The organism is Micromonospora coriariae (assembly GCF_900091455.1).
Classification (GTDB): Bacteria; Actinomycetota; Actinomycetes; order Mycobacteriales; family Micromonosporaceae; genus Micromonospora; species Micromonospora coriariae.
Window position 1 is genome coordinate 6,686,010 of sequence record NZ_LT607412.1, and the last position, 19,396, is coordinate 6,705,405.

Sequence of the window (19,396 nt, forward strand, 5' to 3'; positions counted from 1 at the left end):
AACCGTTTCGGCTCGGCGCCGCGGGCGTGGCGATCTACCACCCTCGACAGCTCGGCCACCTTCCCCGGAGCCAGGACGCGCACTACGCTGGCGAGGAGTACGGGGCAGCAGGCACCGCCATTCACCCCTGAAATGTTTGCGAAAGGCTTTCGGTGGGCCGACGACGATCCCAGTCAGTGACGTTGAGCGACGTGGCGAACCGCGCCGGCACCTCCGTGGCCACCGCGTCCAAGGCACTCAACAGCCGCGCCGAGGTCGCACCGGAAACCCGGGAACGGGTCCTGCGGGCCGCCGCCGAGCTGTCGTTCCAGCCGAACGTGCTGGCCCGCGGTCTGATCTCCGGACGCACCCGCACGGTCGGGCTGCTCACCGACGAACTCGGTGGCCGGTTCGCCATACCCATCCTGCTCGGCGCCGAGAACGCCCTCGGCAACGGGCAGATGTCCGTGCTGCTCTGCGACGCCCGTGGCGACGCGATCCGCCGCCAGCACTACATCCGCACCCTGCTCGCCCGCCAGGTCGACGGGTTCATCGTGGTCGGCGACAGCAACGACCTGCGCCCGTCGTTGACACAGGACATTCCGGTCCCGGTGGTCTACGCCTACGCCGAGTCGACCGATCCGAACGACCTGTCGATCGTCGCCGACGACGAGGGCGGCGCCCGGCTCGCCGCCGAACACCTGGTGTCGCACGGCCGCCGCAGGATCGGGCACATCACCGGGCCGGACACCTACCGCGCGGCACGCGATCGCGCCGCCGGACTACGAACGGTGCTCGCCGAGGCGGGGCTCGCCCCGGCCGGCGACCCGCTCTACGGCGAGTGGTCGCAGCGATGGGGCCGGCACGCCGCCCGGCTGCTGCTGGCCGCCCAGCCGGACGTGGACGCGATCTTCTGCGGCAACGACCAGGTCGCCGCCGGCGCGGCCGACACCCTGCGCGACCTCGGTCGGCGGATCCCCGACGACGTGGCGATCGTGGGATACGACAACTGGGAGTTCTTCGCGGCCGACTGCCGACCGCCCCTGACCACCGTGGACCTCAATCTCGAACAACTCGGGGCCGCCGCGGTCAACCATCTCTTCGCCGCGATGGACGGCAACCCCGGCGCCGGGGTCATCCGGCAGCCCGGCCGCCTCGTGGTACGCGAGTCGACCGGGCCGGTGCTGCACCGCTGACACCCGCGCCCGCGCGGGCGGGTGGCGCGGCGGACGGGTGTCGACAACCGGTGCTCAGCCGACGGGCAGGGTCGACTCACGCATCACCACGCGGCCCGGGAACTCCTCCGAGCTGGGCGCGGCGCCGTCGATCGCCGCGAAGAGCCGCTGGCCGGCCACCTCACCGAGGTGCTTCAGGTTCATGTCGATGCTGGTCAGTCGTGGACGGGAGTCGGCGGCGATGGCCTCCCAGTTGTCGAAGCCGATGACCGAGATGCTGCGCGGCACGTCACGTCCGAAGTCACGCAGCGTCTCCAGGACGCCACGTGCGATCTGGTCGCTGCCGCAGAAGATCGCGTCGACCTCGGGGTGCTGCTCGACGATCATGTGCGCGGCCGCTCTCCCCCAGGACTCGTCCCACGACCCGAAGTAGGGCCGGTCGCCGACCATCGCCAGGCCGGCGGCGGCGAGCGCGGCCGCCGCGCCCTCGGCACGGTCCCTCGCCGCCTGGAACCCGGCTTCCCCGGTGATGTGGGCGATGGAGCGCCGGCCGCACGCCAGCAGATGCTCGATGGCGAGCCGCCCACCACCCACGTTGTCGACCGTGATCGAGATGTCCGCCGGATCGGCCGAGGGTGCGTAGACGTACACGACCGGCACGGGGATGGTGCCGGCCAGCGGCGGGCGGGGGTCGGTGCGGGAGCCCACGACGATCAGGCCATCCACCCGCCGGGACAGCAGCGCCTGCACGTGATGCTTCTCCCGGATCGCGTCGCCGCGCGCGTCGCACAGGAAGACCGAGACCTGGCCGGCCCCCGACGCGTCCTCGGCGCCCATGAGGATGGGGATCGAGAAGCGGCCCTCCAGGTCGCTCGTCAGCAGGCCGACGGTGCCGGTCCGACCACTGAGCAACCCGCGGGCCAGGGCGTTCGGTGCGAAGGACAGCAGCTCCGCGGCCTCCAGCACACGGACTCTCGTGCTCGACCGCACCTCGCCGCGACCGTTGATGGCCTTGGACGCGGTGGCGACGGACACCCCGGCGAGCTTGGCGACATCGGTGAGCGTGGGCGGGCGGTAGGCGGGGACGTCGGGCTCGGTGGTCATGCGATGCTCCCTCTCAGCGACCGACACCGGTGCGCTGCGCGTCGGCGAGGCCGTCGCCGGGTGTCGTGTCGAACAGCCAGCGGAAGCACATCCTAAAACCTTTTCGGAGATGTTGCGGCGCGGGTGTGGCCCCGGCAGCACGCGCGGACCCCCGTACCCGGGCGGAACCCTACACGGGGAGCTCGCCGACCCGTGACGGACAGGGACATTCCATCCCGAAAACCTCTCGAAACCTCGACAGGGTGCCGTCGATCGGCAGCGGCGGGGAACGCCACCGGACCGGCCGTGGCCCGGTCGGTCGACCGGGCCACGGCCATCCAGCACCCGGGTGGACGGCGGCGGACGACGCCTTACGGAGCGAGTTCCTTGTTCGATCGGGCGGCGGTCGTCACGACTGTCGACCTCTCCTGCGGGCTCAGGAGTCCCGCCTCGACGAACGCCTGCGCGACGTGGTCGACGGTCGACACGAACTGGCCGTGGTTCTTGAAGGGCGCCTGATCCCAGACCAGGTCGAGGAAGGTCGGGCCGTCACTGCCGGGCGACGGAACGCCCGCGACGGGTACGTCGTAGTTGGGCAACCCGTCGTTCCGCTTGCGGTTCGGCACACCGGTGTCGACCGACCCGAACACGATCGTCGGCTCGACGCGCCGGAAGTACGTCGAAGCGGCCTGGGCGTCGCCGATGTGGTAGGGCCGCAGGGTGAAGCCGTGCGTGGTGAAGAGCGCGTCACCCGCCGCCGTGGTGCTCGCGGGTGTGATCGCCGCCCGGGCGTAGTCGCCGTCCCGCTTCAGGTGGCGGTACAGGGACAACTCCCGGTAGTTGCCCACACCGGGGTTCCCGAGGATCTGCATGAGCAGTGGCCCCCAGAAGATCGACTGCGTGTCGGGACGGTCCAGCGCCCGCTCGATCCGAATGCTGAACGGCATCCGGATCTCGATGGTGTCGCCCGGCTTCCACGTCCGGCTCAGGGTCAGGTAACTGCCGGGCTTGGCGGTGCCCTTCTCGGCGACGCCGTTGACCGTGACGACGAACCCCTTCTCCACCCAGCCCGGCACCCGCAGCTTGATGTCGAGCCGGCCGCGCCCGTTGACCGTCAGCCTGGTGCGGTCCTCCCGCGGGTAGTTCGTCTCCTGAGTGACGACGAAACCCTTCTCGGCCCAGGTCAGCGTCGACGGTATGTACAGGTTGACCCACAGCGTCGTGCCGTCGGCCGACTTGAAGTAGACAGTCTCCTGGTACTTGGTGTGGTTCTCCATGCCGGTTCCGCCGCAGCAGGTGCCGGTGTTGCCGTAACTGCGGGTGGCCCCCGGGGTCAGCGGTTGGAAGTAGGTGACCTGCGGGTTGTTGACGTTCGCGTTGTCGGCGCGCGAACCGAGGATCTGGTTGAGCAGGCCGCGCTCGTAGTAGTCCAGGTACGCGGCGTCGTGCTCGTGGAGGAACAGGTTACGAGCCAGCTTGAGCAGGTTGTAGGTGGTGCAGGTCTCCGCGCCACCCTGGGCGATCGAGTTCGCGATGTTGTCCCGGTTCTGGAACAACTCGGTGTTGTTGTTGGAGCCCGGGTAGTTGCCGCCCGTCCCACCGTTGGCGTACATCCGGTGCGGGACGACCATCCCGAAGAAGTTCTTGGCGGCCTGGAAGTACTCGGTGTCACCGCTGTGCTCGTAGACGCGCAGGTAGCCGACGAACTGCGGCACGTGCGAGTTGGCGTGCAGCCGGTCCGGACGGCGACGACCGGGACGGGTCTGCGGCGTCGTGACGAGGATGTCGCGGTTCTCGACGCAGGCGTCGAAGAGCGACTCCCGGTTGTCGAAGAACTTGGCGGTGTCCAGGTGCCGCTCGTCGCGGGTGATCGCGTAGATCTCGGGGAACACCTCGTTCGCGCCCCCGGTCTCGCCGGCGATGTAGAGGTCCCACATGTAGTTCAGGTTGTCCCGGGTGATCGGACCCGCGTACGCGGGGTGGTTCTTGTCCCCGACGGTCAGCGCGAGGTGAGCCCATTCGGCCATCCGGACAACCACGTCGAGGGCCTTGGCGTTGTCGGTGTGGTAGTACGCGTCGAGCAGACCACGCATGATCTTGTGCTGGGTGTACCAGGGCGCCCAGGTGTTGGTGCTCAGGTCGCCGCCGTAGACGGCCCACCGTGGCGGGCCGAGCCGGAGCACCGCGTCCTCCGGGATCGCGCCCAGGTAGCCCGGGTGGGTCGGGACCCACTCGGCGGTACCCCCGCTCTGGCTCGCCACGATGCCACCGTCGCGGCCGTTGGGCGAGGCGTCCCTGATGGTGGAACCGCCCTCCTCCTCGAACCGGTACCAGGCGATCGACCCGCCGCCGGTGCTCCCGGCCGCCGAGTCCAACAGCGACCGGACCTCCTGCGGGCCAAGTGCCCGGTCGAAGATGTGGAACTCGTCGACTGTCGCGTCCAGGAACGCGTCGCCGTACTGCGACCGCCCGATCCACCGGTTTCCAGGGTTTCCGAGGTTGGCGGGGCTGAGGGTCATGGCCGTGTTCTGGCCGGCCTGTTGACCGTTGACGTACAGCGTGCCGGTGTTCTGGGTGAGGGTGACGGCCAGGTGCACCCACTGGTTGGTCGGCAGGGCAGCGCTGCCGTCGATCCGCTGCTCGCCACCGCTACCCCCCACCGTGATCGCGAACCTCGGCACGTTGCCGGTGACACCGGCACGCGGAGTCAGGAACATGTTGACCGTCGTGTTCTGACCGAAGTCGAACAGCCGGCTCCAGCTCTGGGTGGAGGCGAGATTCACCCAGCTGGCGATGGTGAAGTCGGCGAGCTGGCTGATCGCCTCCTGCGGAAGGGCGACGTGCTGTGCCTGGCTGGGGCCGTTCAGGCGGAGGCCGCTTCCGAATCGGCCCGCCACCCGGCCGATCTGCGGCTCCTGGGGGTCCTCACCGCCCGGGTCGCCCCCGCCCATCCGCGCGGTGATCGCGGCCTGACACGCCGCGAGTTCGTCGACCATCCAGTCGAGCTTGCTCCTGAAGATCGGTTCTGCATGGTCGGCGTAGCCCTGCGCCAGGGCGGTCATGAAGTGGCCGGCCCAGTGGCCGCTGAGCAGCCCGCCGTCCTCCCAGCCCCCGGGGACGGAGACGCCGGGAGGGTTCGGGCGGCCGGCCTGGTTGTTGAACAGCACGAGGAAGCGCCGCTCGTCGAGCTGCCGGAGGTAGCTCTTCATGCGGTCGCGCTTCTCCTGGAGCAGGCCGTCGCCCAGCGTCACATCTCGCAGCTGGAACGGCCGGACCGGGGCCGTGCCGCCGGGTCCGGGATCGGCCGGGGTCGCGCCCGGAGCGGTCGGGCCGGTCGTCGTCGCGGTGGCTGTCGCCGCCTCGGCGGCGGTCGCCGGGAGCGCGCCCGCGGCGGCCACCGCGGCGGCGCCAATGGCCGATGCCTGGAGTACCTGACGTCGGCTGACGGGCATCTTGTCGGATTCCACCATTGCGGATCGTCCTTTCGGGCGGAGGGATTTACGGGGCCTTCGTCGCGTTGCCCGCCAGTGCCGAGGTCCGGGCTTCCGCCCGGCCCTGGTCCCGGGCGTCGGCGAGCAACCGCGCGAGTCGCCGCCGGCGTCGGCGGACGGTGCTCCGGATGGCGAGGGCGAGGGCGGCGAGGGCGGCGGTCAGGGCCAGTTGCGGCCACGGCAGCGCCCAGATGGTGACGGTGGCGGTGGCGGGCCTGATCTCGGCGTCGGCGGGGCCACCGCCGAGGATGGCCGGGGTGAGGTCGACGCGGGTCTGGAGCCTTCCCAGCGCCCAGACCCCGTCGAGGTGGGCCCGGACCTCCCGGGTGCCCCCGGGAAGCGCCTCCTCGACGTTCGTCGCGGTTCGCCGGGTGGCCAGGCCCAACGGACCGGTGGCGGCCGTGCGGCCGGTGCCGGTCACCGCGACGTTGCCGTCGTTCGTCGTGGTGTACCTGAGCTGGACTGTGCCGGCCGAGAAGGGGTTCCACGAGCGCTCGTACCTGGCGGTGAGGCCGCTGATCGCCAGGGACGCGGTGACGGTGCCGCTGGCTCGCAGCATGACCCGGAAGCCGACACGGCTCTCGACGGCGACAGTGCCTCCCGCGCTGGTGACCGCCGCCGCGATGCCGGCCGGGTGGTCCCCCGGCGTGGCGTCGCGGGGCACGGTGATGGTGAACGGCACCACCTTCGTCTGCTTGGGCCCGACGCTGACCGTCTCCTGCACCCTGATCCAGGTGCCGCCGTCCGCCGACTCGCGGTTGGACGGGAGCATGTTGAAGCGTCCCTTGTCGGTGAGGTAGCCGTCGGCCGCCTTCAGCGCGAAGACGACCGCGCCGTCGCTGAGGTTCCGTACGGCCAGGTGTTCGGTCACCACCTGGCCCGGGTCGAGCGTGCGCTCGACCCAGCGGCGGCCGTCCGGGCCCTGCGGACTGGCCGGCTGGACCGCCCAGGTCAGCGTCGGGCTGGTGGGTTCCGCCACCGCGGTGGCGGGTGCGATCGGCACGGTGACGAACACTGCGGCCAGCACGGCGAGCAGTCGCAGCGGCGTCCGCGGCAAGGTCCGGATCATCGCGGGTCCTTCGACGGAGGATGTGATGGTGGGGGCCACGGCGACGCGGCCCCCACCCGTGCGTCACTCGAACAGGGAGAGGGTCAACGTCGAGGTGTACGAGCCGGCGGCGACATCCGCCGGGGTCCGCAGGTACAGGTCGGCGTCAACCGAGTACGCGTCGCCGGTGACCGCCTCCGAGTCGAACGTCGACACCAGCAGCTCCTGGTCGACGAGGCCCACGTTGTTGCCGGGCTGGGTCGGCTCGTCCAGGACGGTCACCACCTCCTCGCCTTCGGTGACCAGGCCGCTGTCCCCGCCGTCGAGAAGGCGTGGCTTCCAGCCGAGATGGCCGGCGCTGATCGGCGCCTGGCCGGCGCCGCCGACGAAGTCGGTGGCGCTACCCAGCACGGCCCAGGCGGCGTTGTCGGGCACCTCCTCGGCCGTACGGGTGTCGGTGACCGTCACCGTCGGCAAGCTGCCGACGAACTGACGGACCAGCAGGGTCGAGCCGTCCTCGGACAGCGCGACGGAGTTGCCGGCGATCGACATGGCGAGCACGCCGGGTTCGGCGATCTCCTCGATGTCGACCGTCACCCGCACGTCGGTGCTGTCGCCGGGCTCGGCCTGGACCGGCGCCTGCAACGCCACAGTCCCGGCCAGCACCGCACCCGCGGCACCGGCCGCGAGCAACCGCCTACGCTTTCCTGTGTTCATCTGCTACTCCATCGTCACTAGTGGTTACGGGGCCTGACGGGGATCGCCGGCGCAGTCGGCACCGGCGTGGTCTGCGGTGCGGACGGTCGTCACGTCCACACCGTTGATGGGTCCGGTGGCCCGGACGGTCGCCGAGCCGGCGGGCACCGAGGGCGTCCGGGTGGCGAACGACTGGTAGGCGTTCGCACCGGGCGCCACGTCGGCGACGGAACGCTGGCCGTAGGCCGTCTCCAGGACGATGTCCACCGTCGCGACGTGCTCGTTGCGCGCCTGCACTGCGACGTACGCCCTCCCGCCGACGCAGCGCGTCTGGACGCTGAGCGTGACGGGCAACGCGGGTTGGACACCCGGGTCGTCGGCGACGACCCGCCACTCCGTGATCGCGACCGCGGAGTAGGTGGTGCCGTTCCCGTTGGCCCGGATCGTCGCCCGCACCCGGGGGGTGGTGACCGGATCGAAGGTGACGGTGTTGAACGCTGTGGTGCTCGTGCCGTAGGCGGACGCGCCGGTCACGTCACGCCAGGCCGAGGTCCCCTCGTCCCAGTACTGCAGCACCCACCCGTCGGGCTCGGCGACGCCGTCGCCGGTGCCGCGGTTGGAGTCCCGCCAGAACTTCAGCTCCGTGCCGGTGATGCGCACCGGTCGCGTCCAGTCGTACTGGACCCACTGGGTCGCCGGACGGGTCCCGGACCAGGTGCCCCAGACCTGCGCCTGGCTCGGGTTCGCCGGGTCGGCTCCGTCGTTGAGGGCGGTGACACTGTTCCAGCCCGCCGTGTAGGACGCGGTCGGGGTCGCGATGGGCCCGATGTTGCCCGCGAGCGGCCCGGACAGGTCCGCCGGAATGGCGACGGTCTTCGCGGTCTCCAGGTTCCCGGCCGTGTCGAGTGCCCGGAACGACACGGTGTGCCGGCTCGAGTCGGGCGCCGCGATGGCGCCGCTGTAGGCCGTCCACGGCCCGACGTCGATGGAGTACTCGACACGGGCGACACCGGAGGTCGCGTCGCTCGCGGTCACCGTGACCGCCCGGGTCACGCTGTCCACTGTGGCCGTGCTGACCGGTGCCGTCGCGTCGATGCGGACGCCCAGGCTCGCGGGCTCCGAGGTGTTGCCCGCACGGTCGGTCCCGGTCGCCCGGACCGTGTGCTGGCCGTCTCCGGAGACGGTCAGGTCGACGGAGCGCACGGCGCTCGCGACGACCGGCTCGCCGTCGTCCACCCGCGACTCGATGGTCAGCCGACCGCCACCGTCGTCGACACCGGCGACCCGCACCCGCACGGCGGACCCGAACCAGCCGGCACTGCCGGCGCTGCCACTGGGTGTGAGCGTCAGCGTCGGCGGCGTCTCGTCGCCCTCGGTGTCATCCGGCGAGATGACCCGGACCTGGGCGGAGACGCGACCGGCGGCGTAGCCGAGCACGCTGCCCCCGATCGTGAACGTCCCGGGCGTCGCGACGTCCGCCGGCGTGACCGGGTCCCAGAAGACCGGCACCCGCAGCGTTTCGGCGCCGAACGACACCGCGAGGCCGTCGGGCAGCTCGGTCTCCCCCACCTCCACTGTCACTCCCGGCGGGGTGACGGACCCGGGCTGGGCGGCGAGGATCTTCCACTCCTCGACCGCCACTGCCGAGTAGGTGCTGCCATTGGTGGACGCGTCGAACACAGCGCGAACCTGCGTCGTGGTCACCGGATCGAACGTGGTGTTCTGGAAGCCCTGCGTGCCGGTCGGGAAGCCGCTCGGACTCGGCACGTCGGCCCACTGACCGGCGTCGAGATCCCAGTACTGGATGCGCCATCGGGCGGGCGCCGCGACGCCCGCGCCGGTGCCCTGCGGCTGGTCGTTCCAGAAGTCGATCTGTGACCCGGAGACCCGCATCGGTTGGTCCCACGTGTACTGCACCCACTGCTGCGGCGGGTTGTTGCCGGTCCAGGTCCCCCACATGTCCGGTGGCAGCGGGTTCGACCGGACGATCTCGTCGTTGAGTGCCTTGATCCAGTACTGCGTGGGCACCGGCTGGTTGGAAACGGTGACCGTCGCCGCCTGGGCGATGTTCGCCCGCGGGGTGCGGTCCGGCCCCCTGACCGGCGTCGGCGTCACGAGCTTCAGCCTCGGCGGGCTCTGGGTGTCGTCCCACTCGACGGGGTCGATCGCCACCGACCGGCGGAAGTGGCCGCCGCCCACGGCGTCGGCGGTGTGGTACGCGATGTACCACCTGCCGTTGAACTCCAGGATGCCCGGGTGGCTCGTCGTCGAGGAGACCGGCCGGAGCATGGTGCCCCGGTAGGTCCACGGCCCCTCCGGCGACGACGCCGTCGCGTACGCGATGCAGGCGTGGTAGTTCGCCGGGGTGCACTGCGAGGTCGGACCGGCGTTGTTCCCGGCGTACGCCATGTAGTAGGTGCCGTTGCGCTTGAACGCCCAGGCCGCCTCGAAGAAGCCGGTCAGGCCGGTGACCGAACGCTGGGTGGTGACCGGCGTCTTCATGTCCTGCTGGAGCTCGATCATCCGCAGCTGGCTGAACGAGCCCCACCAGAGGTACACCCGCTGGTTCGGTGCTGTGCCGTCGACGAGGATCGTCGGGTCGATGTTGTGGATGGTGTTGGGCGTGGGGACCCGCTGGGAGATGATCGGCCCGCCCGCGTGGTCGGTCCACGGGCCGGTGGGGCTGTCCGAGACGGCCACGCCGATCGCGAACTTGTCCGAGGCCGGGCTGTCCCGTTCGTTGATCGGTACGTACCAGTAGTAGCGCCCGTCCACGCCCCGGACGACCTGGCCGGCGTACGCGCGCCCCGGCGTCGCCCAAGCGAAGACCTGTTCCGGGCGCATCAGCGACGGGAAGTGGGTCCACTCCCCCGCCTGGACATCCGTGGTCCGGAACGCGCCCCACTCGTTCATTATGAAGTCGTTGGTGGACGGTCCGGCCTGGTCGTGGCCGGTGTAGATGTACAGCTGGTCCTGGCCGCTGTCGTTGCCGGGCGCGCCGCCCGGAACGACGACCGGCGCCGGGTCGGCGGAGTAGTAGCTGCCGTCGCCGAGGATCGGATTGACGGTGTTGGTGAAGGTGTACGAGTCGGCGGCGTGCGCCGGCGCGGCGATCCCGACCAGGCCGGCGGCGACGAGCCCGGCGACCGCCGTCGCGGCGAGCGTCCTGCGGACCCGGCGCGTCGGCCGGCGGGTTGGTGGGGCGGCGCCGCGTACCACTGTGGTGTTCACGGTGTCGTTCTCCTCACTGTTGTCCGGAGGTGGTGGCGGCGCCGGTGCGGCGCCGCCACCACGAAGGGTCAGCCGCAGGCGAGCGCGCCGAACGGCGCCTCGAATGCCACCGTCACCGGCTGGCCGTCCACGCTGCCGGTGGCCTTCACCGTCGCGACTCCGGCCGGCACCGACTCGGCGCGGGTGGTGAACGCCTGGTAGGCGGACTTGCCGGGGGCGACGCCGGACACCGTGCGCGACCCGTACGGCGTGATCAGCTCGATGGTGAGCGGCACGTCCTCGGCGTTGCGCGCGTTGACCGAGACGTAGGCGCGGGTGCCGACGCACTGCGTGCGCGCCTGCGCCTCGACGTCCCACGTCGGAGTCTGCGGCGGGTCGCCCACGGTGAGGGTCAGCGTGGTCCGTGTGGCGCCGGCCTGGCTGACGTAGTCGGGCAGGATCAGGTTGCCGATGATGGTGTAGCGACCGGGGGTGTCGACGACGTCCTCGTCGAACTGCCAGTCGACACCGATGGCCTGGTTGTCCCGGGACCCGTCGTTGTAGGAGACCTCCACCTTGTCCGGCAGGTGGGGAAGCTCCCCCACGTCGACGGCCCGCTCGAACGTCTCCGCGCCCTGGATCGAGATGCCGCCCGGCGCCGTTTCCGGCCGCACGTAGACGCGGGCCTCGGCGATCAGGCCGTACGCGTCGTTCGTGCCGTAGACCACGAACGGTTCGACGTTGGTCTCCGCGACCATCGCCGGCGTGATCTCCTGCCAGTTGAAGGCGACTGTGCCGCGAGCACCGCTGGCGTAGACCGCGTCGAGCGCGCTCGGCAGGGTGGGCACGTCACCCACCGCGGTCCGGATGAGCACCGGAGAGCGCACCGAGTCTACGGTCTCGCCGTTGGCGCGCCAGCGCAGCACGCCGGTGCCCGCGCCGCTGCCCATGAGGCCCCAGATGCGGATGCGCAGATAGCTGGTCGTGACCGGTTGGAAGTCGAAGTGGTTGTAGACGTTGGTGGTGAGCCCACCGGCGTACGTCGAGTCCCCGGTGAGGGTGACCGCCGTCCAGGTGGTGCCGTCCGCGGAGCTCTCGATCGCGTACGTCGTGCCCGTGGGCCGGCGGGTGCCGCCGTTGTCGTCGTACCAGTAGATGTCGGTCGACGACAGCCGCACCGGTGCGGTCCACCGGTACTGGATCCACGCCTCCCGCTCCGGGCTGGTGCCGTTCTGTGTCTGGCCCCAGTTGCCCCAGCCGTTCCCGGCACCCGGGTTCGAGCTGTTCGGGGTGGTGTTCTCCTTGACCCGCTGGTGGTTCTCCCACGACGCGGTGCCGCTGGTGCTGACCGTGGCCGAGGAGCCGAACTCGGCGACCACCTCCCGCTTGGCGAGGGTCACCGCCACGGTCACCTCGGACCGCTTCTCGCCGTCGTTGGCGAAGAGCCGGAACACGTAGTCACCCTCGACCGTGCCGGTCACGCGGGTGGTCAGCGCCTTCGGGTCGGAGAAGATGACGCCCGCTCCGGGCGGGGCCGAGACGGTCTCCCAGCCGAAGGTGAGCTCGCTGTCGTAGGGGATGCCGTCGTCGGACGCCGTGCCGGCCAGCCTGGTGGACAGGTTGCCGTCCGCCGAGCCGTCGCGCGCGGCGGTGACCACGGGGGCCTGGTTGGAGACCTCGGGTACGTCGCGTCCCGAGTCGAAGACCTGGATCTCGGAGATCGCCGTGTAGAACGTCGGGTTGTTGGTGAACGCGATGCGCAGCTTGTTCGACGTCACGGTGTCGAACAGCGCCTCGTTGAACTTCGCTGACGGGACTGTCGGGTTCTTGAACTGGCCCGGTACCTCCTTCCAGCCGCCGTCGCCGTCGGGCACCTGCACCCACCAGCGCGCGGGCTCGCGGTAGCCACCGGCCTGGCGGTCGCTGACGGCGTACACCTTGACGTTGTCGAAGGATTTGGCCGACCCGAGGTCCAGCTCGATGTAACCGTTCTTGTCGGTCGTGCCGTAGTTCCCCCAGTACGGCTCGTTGGCGGTGACGCCGTCGGTCACGGCCGCGAGCGACACCGGCCGCTCGGTCTCCTTGATGGCGCCGGGTGTGTAGTTCATCGAGGTGGTGCTCCAGCCGGGCGTGTGGAACTGCCGCCACGGCGTCGGCCGCACGCCCTGCTGCGTGTACGACGAGCTGAGGTTGGCGCCCGTCGCCAGGTTCGGCGCGTCCTCGGTGAGGTCGATGCCGGCCGTCTTCAGGTACTCGACGACGCGGGTGTCCTCGATCGGGGTGTCGACCGCGCTCGGGACGTTGGCCCCGGTCGTCGCGGTGAACGTGACGGTCAGGCCGGCCTCAACCTGGACCTGGTTGGTGCGCGGGTCGTAGGTGAGCTTGCCGAGCTTGTCGGCGCTGACCTTCTTCTCCCCGTTCAGGAAGAGGCTGTAGCCGGCGCCCAGGCCGTAGTTGCTGCCGTCGGGGTCCCAGACGATGGTGACGTCCTGCCCGTGGTAGCGCAGGTTGTTGGCCATGAAGTGGTCGTAGCCGAACTTGATCGGCGACAGCTCGATCTTGTCGTCGGAGCGCGGCTGGAGGCCGGCCATGTCCTCGACGAAGATGTAGTTCATGTTGCCGAGCATCACGTGGTTCGGGTTGTTGCGGTTGTAGGTCTTCGCGGTCGGGTTCCAGTTGGAGTAGTACTCCGCCTGGTTCGGGGCGCGCAGGTCCGCGTTCGGGTAGATGCTCCAGGCCATCCAGTCCAGCAGCCGCTTGGCGTACGCCGGGGTGATGTACTTCTGCTCGGGGTCGTAGTGGCGCAGCGCCGAGCGGACACCGCGATACTGCACTGTGAAGTTGATGTTGGAGAAGTTGTTGGAGCCGCCGATCCCGTAGGCGGTCCGGTCGTACTGGTTGGCGGTGTAGAACGGGAAGATCGGGAAGTTGTCGCCGTAGGTCAGGAAGCGGAACCCGTCGACGTAGTTCTGCCACTGGTCGAACGGGATGAGGTTCTCGGCGTAGACGTCGTAGAGGTTCGATTCGCGGGCCGGGATCAGGTCGCGGGCCGACGCGGGCAGCGGGTTGGGTCGGCCGTTGGCGCTGGCCGCGCTGGTGGCGCCGTGCGACGTGCCGGCGAGGAACATCCGCATGTCGGTGCTCCACAGCCGGTCGAGGATCTCCGCGCGGATGGCGTCGGCGCCGCCGGCCATCTCGTCGACCTTGCCCTGGTCGGCGCCGGCGAGCTGGTAGAGCTGGCGGGCGGCGTCGAACGCGCCCCACACGTACGCGGACTCGGGGCGCTCGATGGTGCGTGCCCCGGGCGCGCCGGCGTTGGCCTTCGGGTAGCCGAAGGTGATCGCGTCGGCGTCGTTGCCCGGCATGTAGTTGGTGTCGTAGGCGATGAGCTTGTCGTCGTTGCCGTCGTAGTGCTCGAGCTGGCCGACGCCGTCGCCCTCGAAGTAGCGGGCGAACTTCCGGGCGATCTCCTTGCCACCGCCGTGCACGTTGTAGGCCTCGAGTCCGGCGGTGCCGATGTACTGCGAGTAGTGGTTGTTCCAGCTCGTGTGCCCCGGACTGTCCAGGAAGGCCGAGGAGCCGGACAGCTCGCCGATGTTGAGGACCTGGCCGTACGGCAGGTAGGGCGTGCGCAGCCACTTGGTGTCCTGCAGGTGCATCGGCTGGGTCAGCGCGACGGCGTTCTGGTAGAGGTTCACCCCCTCGATCGTCGTGGGGTACTGGTAGACGTGGCCGGGCGCGTTGGCGTCGAGGGTGTTGTACCGCTCACCCCACCAGCGGTAGACGATGGCCTTCTCCAGGGCGGGGTCGGGCACGTTGATGTAGGGCACGTCCTGCGCCCAGCGGCGGTTGAAGGCGGTGATGCCGGTGCGGACGGCCGTGGCCGGAGGCATCTCGGCGTACTCCTGGTAGCTCGGCACGGTCCTGGTCAGGCCGGCCGACGAGACGGCGCCGACCACGGACAGCGACACCGACCCGCCGGCCGGCACGGTGATCTCGCGGTCCAGGTTCGCTCCGGTACGGCTGAAGCCGGCACCGGTGAGGTCGACCCTGATCGAGTCCCAGGCGGTGTCGACGAGCCCGTTGTTGGCGCCGCTGGTGATGGTGCGCGTGCCGGTCAGCGCGGCGGCGCCGGGCCCGGCCTGGGTGGCCAGCGGGGACGCGGCGCGGACGGTGAGGGTGGCCGGCGCGTCGCCGGGGTTGTCGAAGTCGAGGGCGGTGACGGCGACGTTGTCCTCGGTGATGAACTTGGTCTGGTTGGCGGTGACTCCGGTGGTCCCGATCGTGTACCGGCTCTTCGCGTGGCTCGGCGCGTTGAACCGGTTGGCGTTGACCTCGGTGACGGTCTGCCCGGGCACCGTGACGGTGTACAGGTTGCCGAGGTTGTTGGGGCCACCGACGTACGCGCTGCCGGCGAAGCCCATGACGGTGAAGTTGTTGTTGCTCGCGCCGCGCATGTAGAGAGAGCGGCCGCGGGTCATCAGCACCGCAGACCCGATCGTTCCGGGGACGCCCAGCACGCGGTCGAGGTAGTAGTCCGTGCCGCCGGCGGCCAGGTCCTTTTCGAAGATCGACTGGTGCATGTTCCCCGCGGTGAACGGCACACCGGGCTTGAGCTGGTTGGCGACATCGCCGACGTTGCTGTAGGTCGGGTCGCCGATCTCCATGGCATGGTTCTGGCCGTTGGTGTAGACCCCGACGTCACCCTCGTTGCCCGGCAGGACCGGGCTGGCGGCGTGGGCCGGAGACGGTACGCCGACCGCCCCTCCCACCACCAGCGCGGCCAGGGCGGCCCAGAGGGGCACCCTCCTCACTCGCCTATGGATCATGTCGTTCCTCCTTGTCGTCGGTACGGCTGAACGGGAGGTGCGTTAGCGCTAACATCAGTGGGCCGCAAAGCCCGTGGCACCTGGTCAGCGCTCTGTCGGTAGCCAGACGCGCATGGTCGAGGGCCCTCGGTTGGCCCAGTCGTGGTACTCCACCAGCGCCACCTCGTCGAGGTCCTCGTCGAGGTCCTCGTCGAGGTCCTCGCCGACGACCGGCACCGACTCGGCCGCGTCGGTCCGGTAGGGCCAGTCGTGGTCGTTCGGATGGGCGCGCCGGCAGCGAACGGTGACGCGACCGTCGACGAGGCGGGGCGGTTGGCTGGTGTCGACGCGAAGCTCGTCGACCGTCTCGACGCCGGGCACGTCCACCGACTCCAGGGCGAGCACGAGTGGGCCGTGCTCCACCGCGACGCAGCCACGGACCGCGTCGATGCGCGCGTCCGGGTAGGTGAACCGGGGCGCCATCGGCAGGGACAGGACGACCTCGTCGCCCCGTCGCCACGTCCGGTTCTCCGTGACGAGACCGGGACCGACCGGACGGGTGTCTCCATCGACGGTCAGCGTCGCACCCTGGCCCGCCCAGCCGGGCACCCGCAACGACAGCGACCAGGGACGGTCGTCGTCGCTCTCGATCCGCACCCGGACCTGCCCACCGTGCGGGTAGTCGGTCGCGATGCTCACGCCCAGCTCCCGGCCGTCGGCCAGGCGGTGCCCGACGGTACCGGGCAGGTACTGGTGAAGTTGCAGACCCTCGTCGTCGGAGGTGGCGACGTAGGCCGACAGGCTGGCCAGGGTGCGGGCGACGTTGGTCGGGCAGCAGGAGACCTCGAACCAGGGCGCCCGCAGCGACGCCGCCGCGCGAAGGCTGGGCCGGTCGGCGTCGGGAAGGGTGCCGAGCTCGCGGCGGTGCAGCGTGTTGGTGTAGAAGAAGCTCCGCCCGTCGGCCGACGGAGAGGTCGACACCACGTTGAAGAGCGTCCGCTCGATGAGGTCGGCGTACCGGGGGTCGCCGTCGGCGAGCAGCAGCCGCCACGCCAGCATCACCGAGCCGACGCCGGCGCAGGTCTCGGAGTAGGCCCGGTCCGGAGGCAGCACCCAGTCCTCGCCGAGCGCCTCGTCCTGGTGCCGGGAGCCCTGCCCGCCGGTGACGTACGTGCGCCGGGCCACCGCGTTGCTCCACTGGGTACGTACCGCGTCCAGCAGGCTGGCGTCCTTCAGTTCGACGGCGACGTCGGCGGCGCCGGCGGCGAGATAGTTCGCGCGTACCGCGTGCCCCCGCAGGACGGTCGCCTCCCGGACGGGACGTTCGTCCTGGAAGTACTCCCGGCCGTATTCCACATCGCTGAGCCGGCCGTGACCCCGCCGGTCGACGAAGAGAGCGGCCTGGGTCAGGTAGCGGTCGTCGCCGGTGACCCGGGCGAACTCCACAAGCGCGGTCTCGATCTCCGGGTGCCCGCAGAGCCCGTCGACGCCGTCCGGACCGAAGGTGTCGCAGACGTTGTCGGCGGCACGGCGGGCGACCTCGACCAGCCCGTCGTCCGCACCGGGACGCGTACGGGCGCGGGCGACCGCGGCCTGGAGGAGATGACCGACGCAGTAGAGCTCATGACCCCATTCGAGGTCGGACCACCGGGGCGCCTGCCCGGGGCGGCCGAACCTGGTGTTGAGGTAGCCGTCGGCCTCCTGCGCCGCGGCCACCCGTCGCACGATGGCGCGGAACCTCGACTCGAGCTCCGCATCGCCGGTCCGGCCGATCTCCCAGGCCAGCGCCTCGAGGAACTTGTAGATCTCCGAGTCGGAGAACTCGCGTCCACGGCGTTCGCGGGACAGGTCGCCCTGCACGGCAAGGTCGAAGTTGCCGATCCAGCCCGCACGCTCGAGCCAGTGCTCGATGTGCGGGAGCGTCGCGGCGGCGTTGATCGACTGACGCTCGGCCCAGAATCCCCCCGTGATCCGGACCTGGTCCAGCCCGAGCGGCCGGAGCCGGCCACGGATCGGCAGGACAGGGGCGGCCGTGGGTGCGGTGCCGCTCATGGTCATCCTTTCATCGCGCCGGACATGAAGCCGCGCACGTAGTGTCGTTGGAGCAGCAGGAACAGGACGATGCACGGAAGGGCGAGAACGACGACGCCCGCTTCGGTCGCCCCGTAGTCGACGACACCCTGGACCTGGCCCCGCAGGTTGGACACGGCGAGCGGAAGGGTCATGCGCTCGGTGTCGTTGATGAGGATCAGCGGTGCCATGAAGTCGTTCCACGCGGTGAGGAACGCGAACAGCCCGACGGTGATCAGGCCCGGCTTCACAGCGGGCAACAGCACTCGCCACAGCGCGCTGAACGTCGAGCAGCCGTCGACCATCGCGGCCTCGTCCAGTTCGCGTGGCACCGCCTCGAAGGAGATGCGCATCAGGAAGGTGGAGAACGGCAGCTGGAACATCGTGAGCACGAGGGCCACGCCGACGAGGGAGTTCTCCAGCCCCACCTGGTTGAGCAGGACGTAGAGCGGGATCAGCAACGTCGCGTACGGGACCATCAGGATCGCGAGCGTGACCAGGAACAGGATGTTCTTGCCGGGGAAGCGGAACCGGGCGAACGCGTAGCCACCCAGGAGCGAGATCAGCAGCGTCAGGGCGACCGCGAGCAGGGCGACGAAGGCCGTGTTCGCCAGGTAGCGCCAGATGCCGGCCTGATAGTTCGCCAGCGTCTCGTAGTTGCCGAAGCCCCAACCGTCGACCTGGTTGGTGCCGGCGCGCGGCCCCACCGAGGCGACCGCCGTCCAGAGCAGCGGGGCCAGGAAGATCAGGCCGACCGCGCCGGAGAACACCCAGTACGGTGTGCGCAGCGCGATGCCGGCGATGGTGACGCCCCTGGGTCCGCCGGGGCGACCGGGCGCCGCGGCGGGTGGCGGCGGTCCGCCGGGGTCGACGCGGGAACGGGATACGGCGACCATCGGGGTCAGCTCTCCTCGGATCGGAAGGCGCGCAGTTGCAGCGCGTTGATGAGGACCAGGGCCAGCAGCACGATGACGGAGAGGGCCGCCGCCACACCGAGGTCGTTCTGACCCTGGAACGCCACCATGTAGATGAGCTGGACGACGGTGATCGTGCTGTTGTCCGGACCGCCCTTGGTCAGGATGTAGAACTGCTCGAAGGCGAGCAGGGAACCGGTCACGCAGAGCACGGTCGTCAGCGCCAGGGTCGGACGCAGCAGCGGCAGGGTGATCTTCCGGAAGGTCTGCCAGCGGCTGGCGCCGTCCGCGCGGGCGGCCTCGTACACGTCCGCCGGTATGCCCTGCAGGCCGACCAGCATGAGCACCATGTAGAAGCCGGCGTAGCGCCACACGATGAGGAAGGTCGTCGAGATGAGCGCCGCGGTCGGTGACCCGAGGAAGCTGACGCCCAGACGATCCATCACAGGCGCCAGTGGGCTCGCGTACGGCGAGTAGAGCACGTAGAACAACAGGGACGCCGACGCCAGCCCGAGCGCACTGGGAATCAGGAACGACGCGCGGAGCAGGTTGTTCCACCGGCTCGACTCCTGCACGAGCAGGGCCAACCCCAGGCCGAGGGCCAGGAGCAGCACGGTCGCGAGCACTGTGTACTTGACTGTGAACACCACCGAGTCGGTGAAGAACCGGTGGTTGACCGCCTTGACGAAGTTGTCCGGAGCGTTGATCCCCTGGTCGCCGGTCAGCAGCGGCCATCTCGACACCGACATCCTGATGACGAGCAGCAGCGGTAGGGCGAACAGCGCCACGACGAACACCGCGGTCGGTGTCGCGTAGAGCCAGCCCAGCAGGGCCTGCCGGCCGCGCGGGCGGGCACGGCCCCGCGTCGCCGCACTGGGCGGGCGAGACGGTGCGGTGACTCTCATGGGAACCTCTCGATCGG

10 protein-coding genes are annotated in these 19,396 nt (G+C 70.3%); 1 reads left to right on the forward strand and 9 read right to left on the reverse strand.

The window, feature by feature from the left end; all coding sequences use genetic code 11:
• The first annotated feature begins 152 nt into the window (after positions 1-152).
• Complete coding sequence (locus GA0070607_RS31130; RefSeq protein WP_089021391.1) at positions 153-1,175, forward strand: LacI family DNA-binding transcriptional regulator; 1,023 nt, start codon at positions 153-155, stop codon at positions 1,173-1,175.
• Between the two features lie 54 nt (positions 1,176-1,229).
• Here GA0070607_RS31130 and GA0070607_RS31135 read toward each other — a convergent pair whose 3' ends face one another.
• The 9 genes from GA0070607_RS31135 to GA0070607_RS31175 form a co-directional block, all read right to left on the reverse strand.
• Entirely contained in the window at positions 1,230-2,258 is a 1,029-nt protein-coding gene (locus tag GA0070607_RS31135) for a LacI family DNA-binding transcriptional regulator (RefSeq protein WP_089021392.1), read from the reverse strand.
• 350 nt (positions 2,259-2,608) lie between these two features.
• Positions 2,609-5,707 (reverse strand): beta-L-arabinofuranosidase domain-containing protein, encoded by a 3,099-nt coding sequence (locus GA0070607_RS31140; protein WP_231930601.1) that lies wholly within the window; start codon positions 5,705-5,707, stop codon positions 2,609-2,611.
• A 28-nt stretch (positions 5,708-5,735) separates the two neighbouring features.
• Entirely contained in the window at positions 5,736-6,797 is a 1,062-nt protein-coding gene (locus GA0070607_RS31145; RefSeq protein ID WP_089021393.1) for a hypothetical protein, read from the reverse strand.
• Between the two features lie 63 nt (positions 6,798-6,860).
• On the reverse strand, positions 6,861-7,493 hold the full coding sequence (locus tag GA0070607_RS31150) for a hypothetical protein (RefSeq protein WP_089021394.1): 633 nt from the start codon (positions 7,491-7,493) through the stop codon (positions 6,861-6,863).
• A gap of 24 nt (positions 7,494-7,517) precedes the next feature.
• Positions 7,518-10,703: a family 43 glycosylhydrolase gene (locus GA0070607_RS31155; RefSeq protein WP_231930604.1), complete on the reverse strand. Its 3,186-nt coding sequence runs from the start codon at positions 10,701-10,703 to the stop codon at positions 7,518-7,520.
• A 68-nt stretch (positions 10,704-10,771) separates the two neighbouring features.
• Positions 10,772-15,496 carry a discoidin domain-containing protein gene (locus tag GA0070607_RS31160; protein WP_231930607.1) on the reverse strand — a complete coding sequence of 1,575 codons (4,725 nt, stop codon included), beginning with the start codon at positions 15,494-15,496 and terminating at the stop codon, positions 10,772-10,774.
• A 99-nt stretch (positions 15,497-15,595) separates the two neighbouring features.
• On the reverse strand, positions 15,596-17,542 hold the full coding sequence (locus GA0070607_RS31165; RefSeq protein WP_089021395.1) for a glycoside hydrolase family 127 protein: 1,947 nt from the start codon (positions 17,540-17,542) through the stop codon (positions 15,596-15,598).
• A 2-nt stretch (positions 17,543-17,544) separates the two neighbouring features.
• Positions 17,545-18,456 carry a carbohydrate ABC transporter permease gene (locus tag GA0070607_RS31170; RefSeq protein ID WP_231930610.1) on the reverse strand — a complete coding sequence of 304 codons (912 nt, stop codon included), beginning with the start codon at positions 18,454-18,456 and terminating at the stop codon, positions 17,545-17,547.
• Positions 18,457-18,461: 5 nt separating this feature from the next.
• Entirely contained in the window at positions 18,462-19,379 is a 918-nt protein-coding gene (locus GA0070607_RS31175; protein WP_089021396.1) for a carbohydrate ABC transporter permease, read from the reverse strand.
• Positions 19,380-19,396: the final 17 nt, after the last annotated feature.

Excerpts from the sequence above, each read along its gene's own strand:
- GA0070607_RS31135 (WP_089021392.1), bottom strand. The coding sequence starts at position 2,258 with ATGACCACCGAGCCCGACGTCCCCGCCTACCGCCCGCCCACGCTCACC.
- GA0070607_RS31140 (WP_231930601.1), bottom strand. The coding sequence starts at position 5,707 with ATGGTGGAATCCGACAAGATGCCCGTCAGCCGACGTCAGGTACTCCAG.
- GA0070607_RS31145 (WP_089021393.1), bottom strand. The coding sequence starts at position 6,797 with ATGATCCGGACCTTGCCGCGGACGCCGCTGCGACTGCTCGCCGTGCTG.
- GA0070607_RS31150 (WP_089021394.1), bottom strand. The coding sequence starts at position 7,493 with ATGAACACAGGAAAGCGTAGGCGGTTGCTCGCGGCCGGTGCCGCGGGT.
- GA0070607_RS31165 (WP_089021395.1), bottom strand. The coding sequence starts at position 17,542 with ATGAGCGGCACCGCACCCACGGCCGCCCCTGTCCTGCCGATCCGTGGC.
- GA0070607_RS31170 (WP_231930610.1), bottom strand. The coding sequence starts at position 18,456 with ATGGTCGCCGTATCCCGTTCCCGCGTCGACCCCGGCGGACCGCCGCCA.
- GA0070607_RS31175 (WP_089021396.1), bottom strand. The coding sequence starts at position 19,379 with ATGAGAGTCACCGCACCGTCTCGCCCGCCCAGTGCGGCGACGCGGGGC.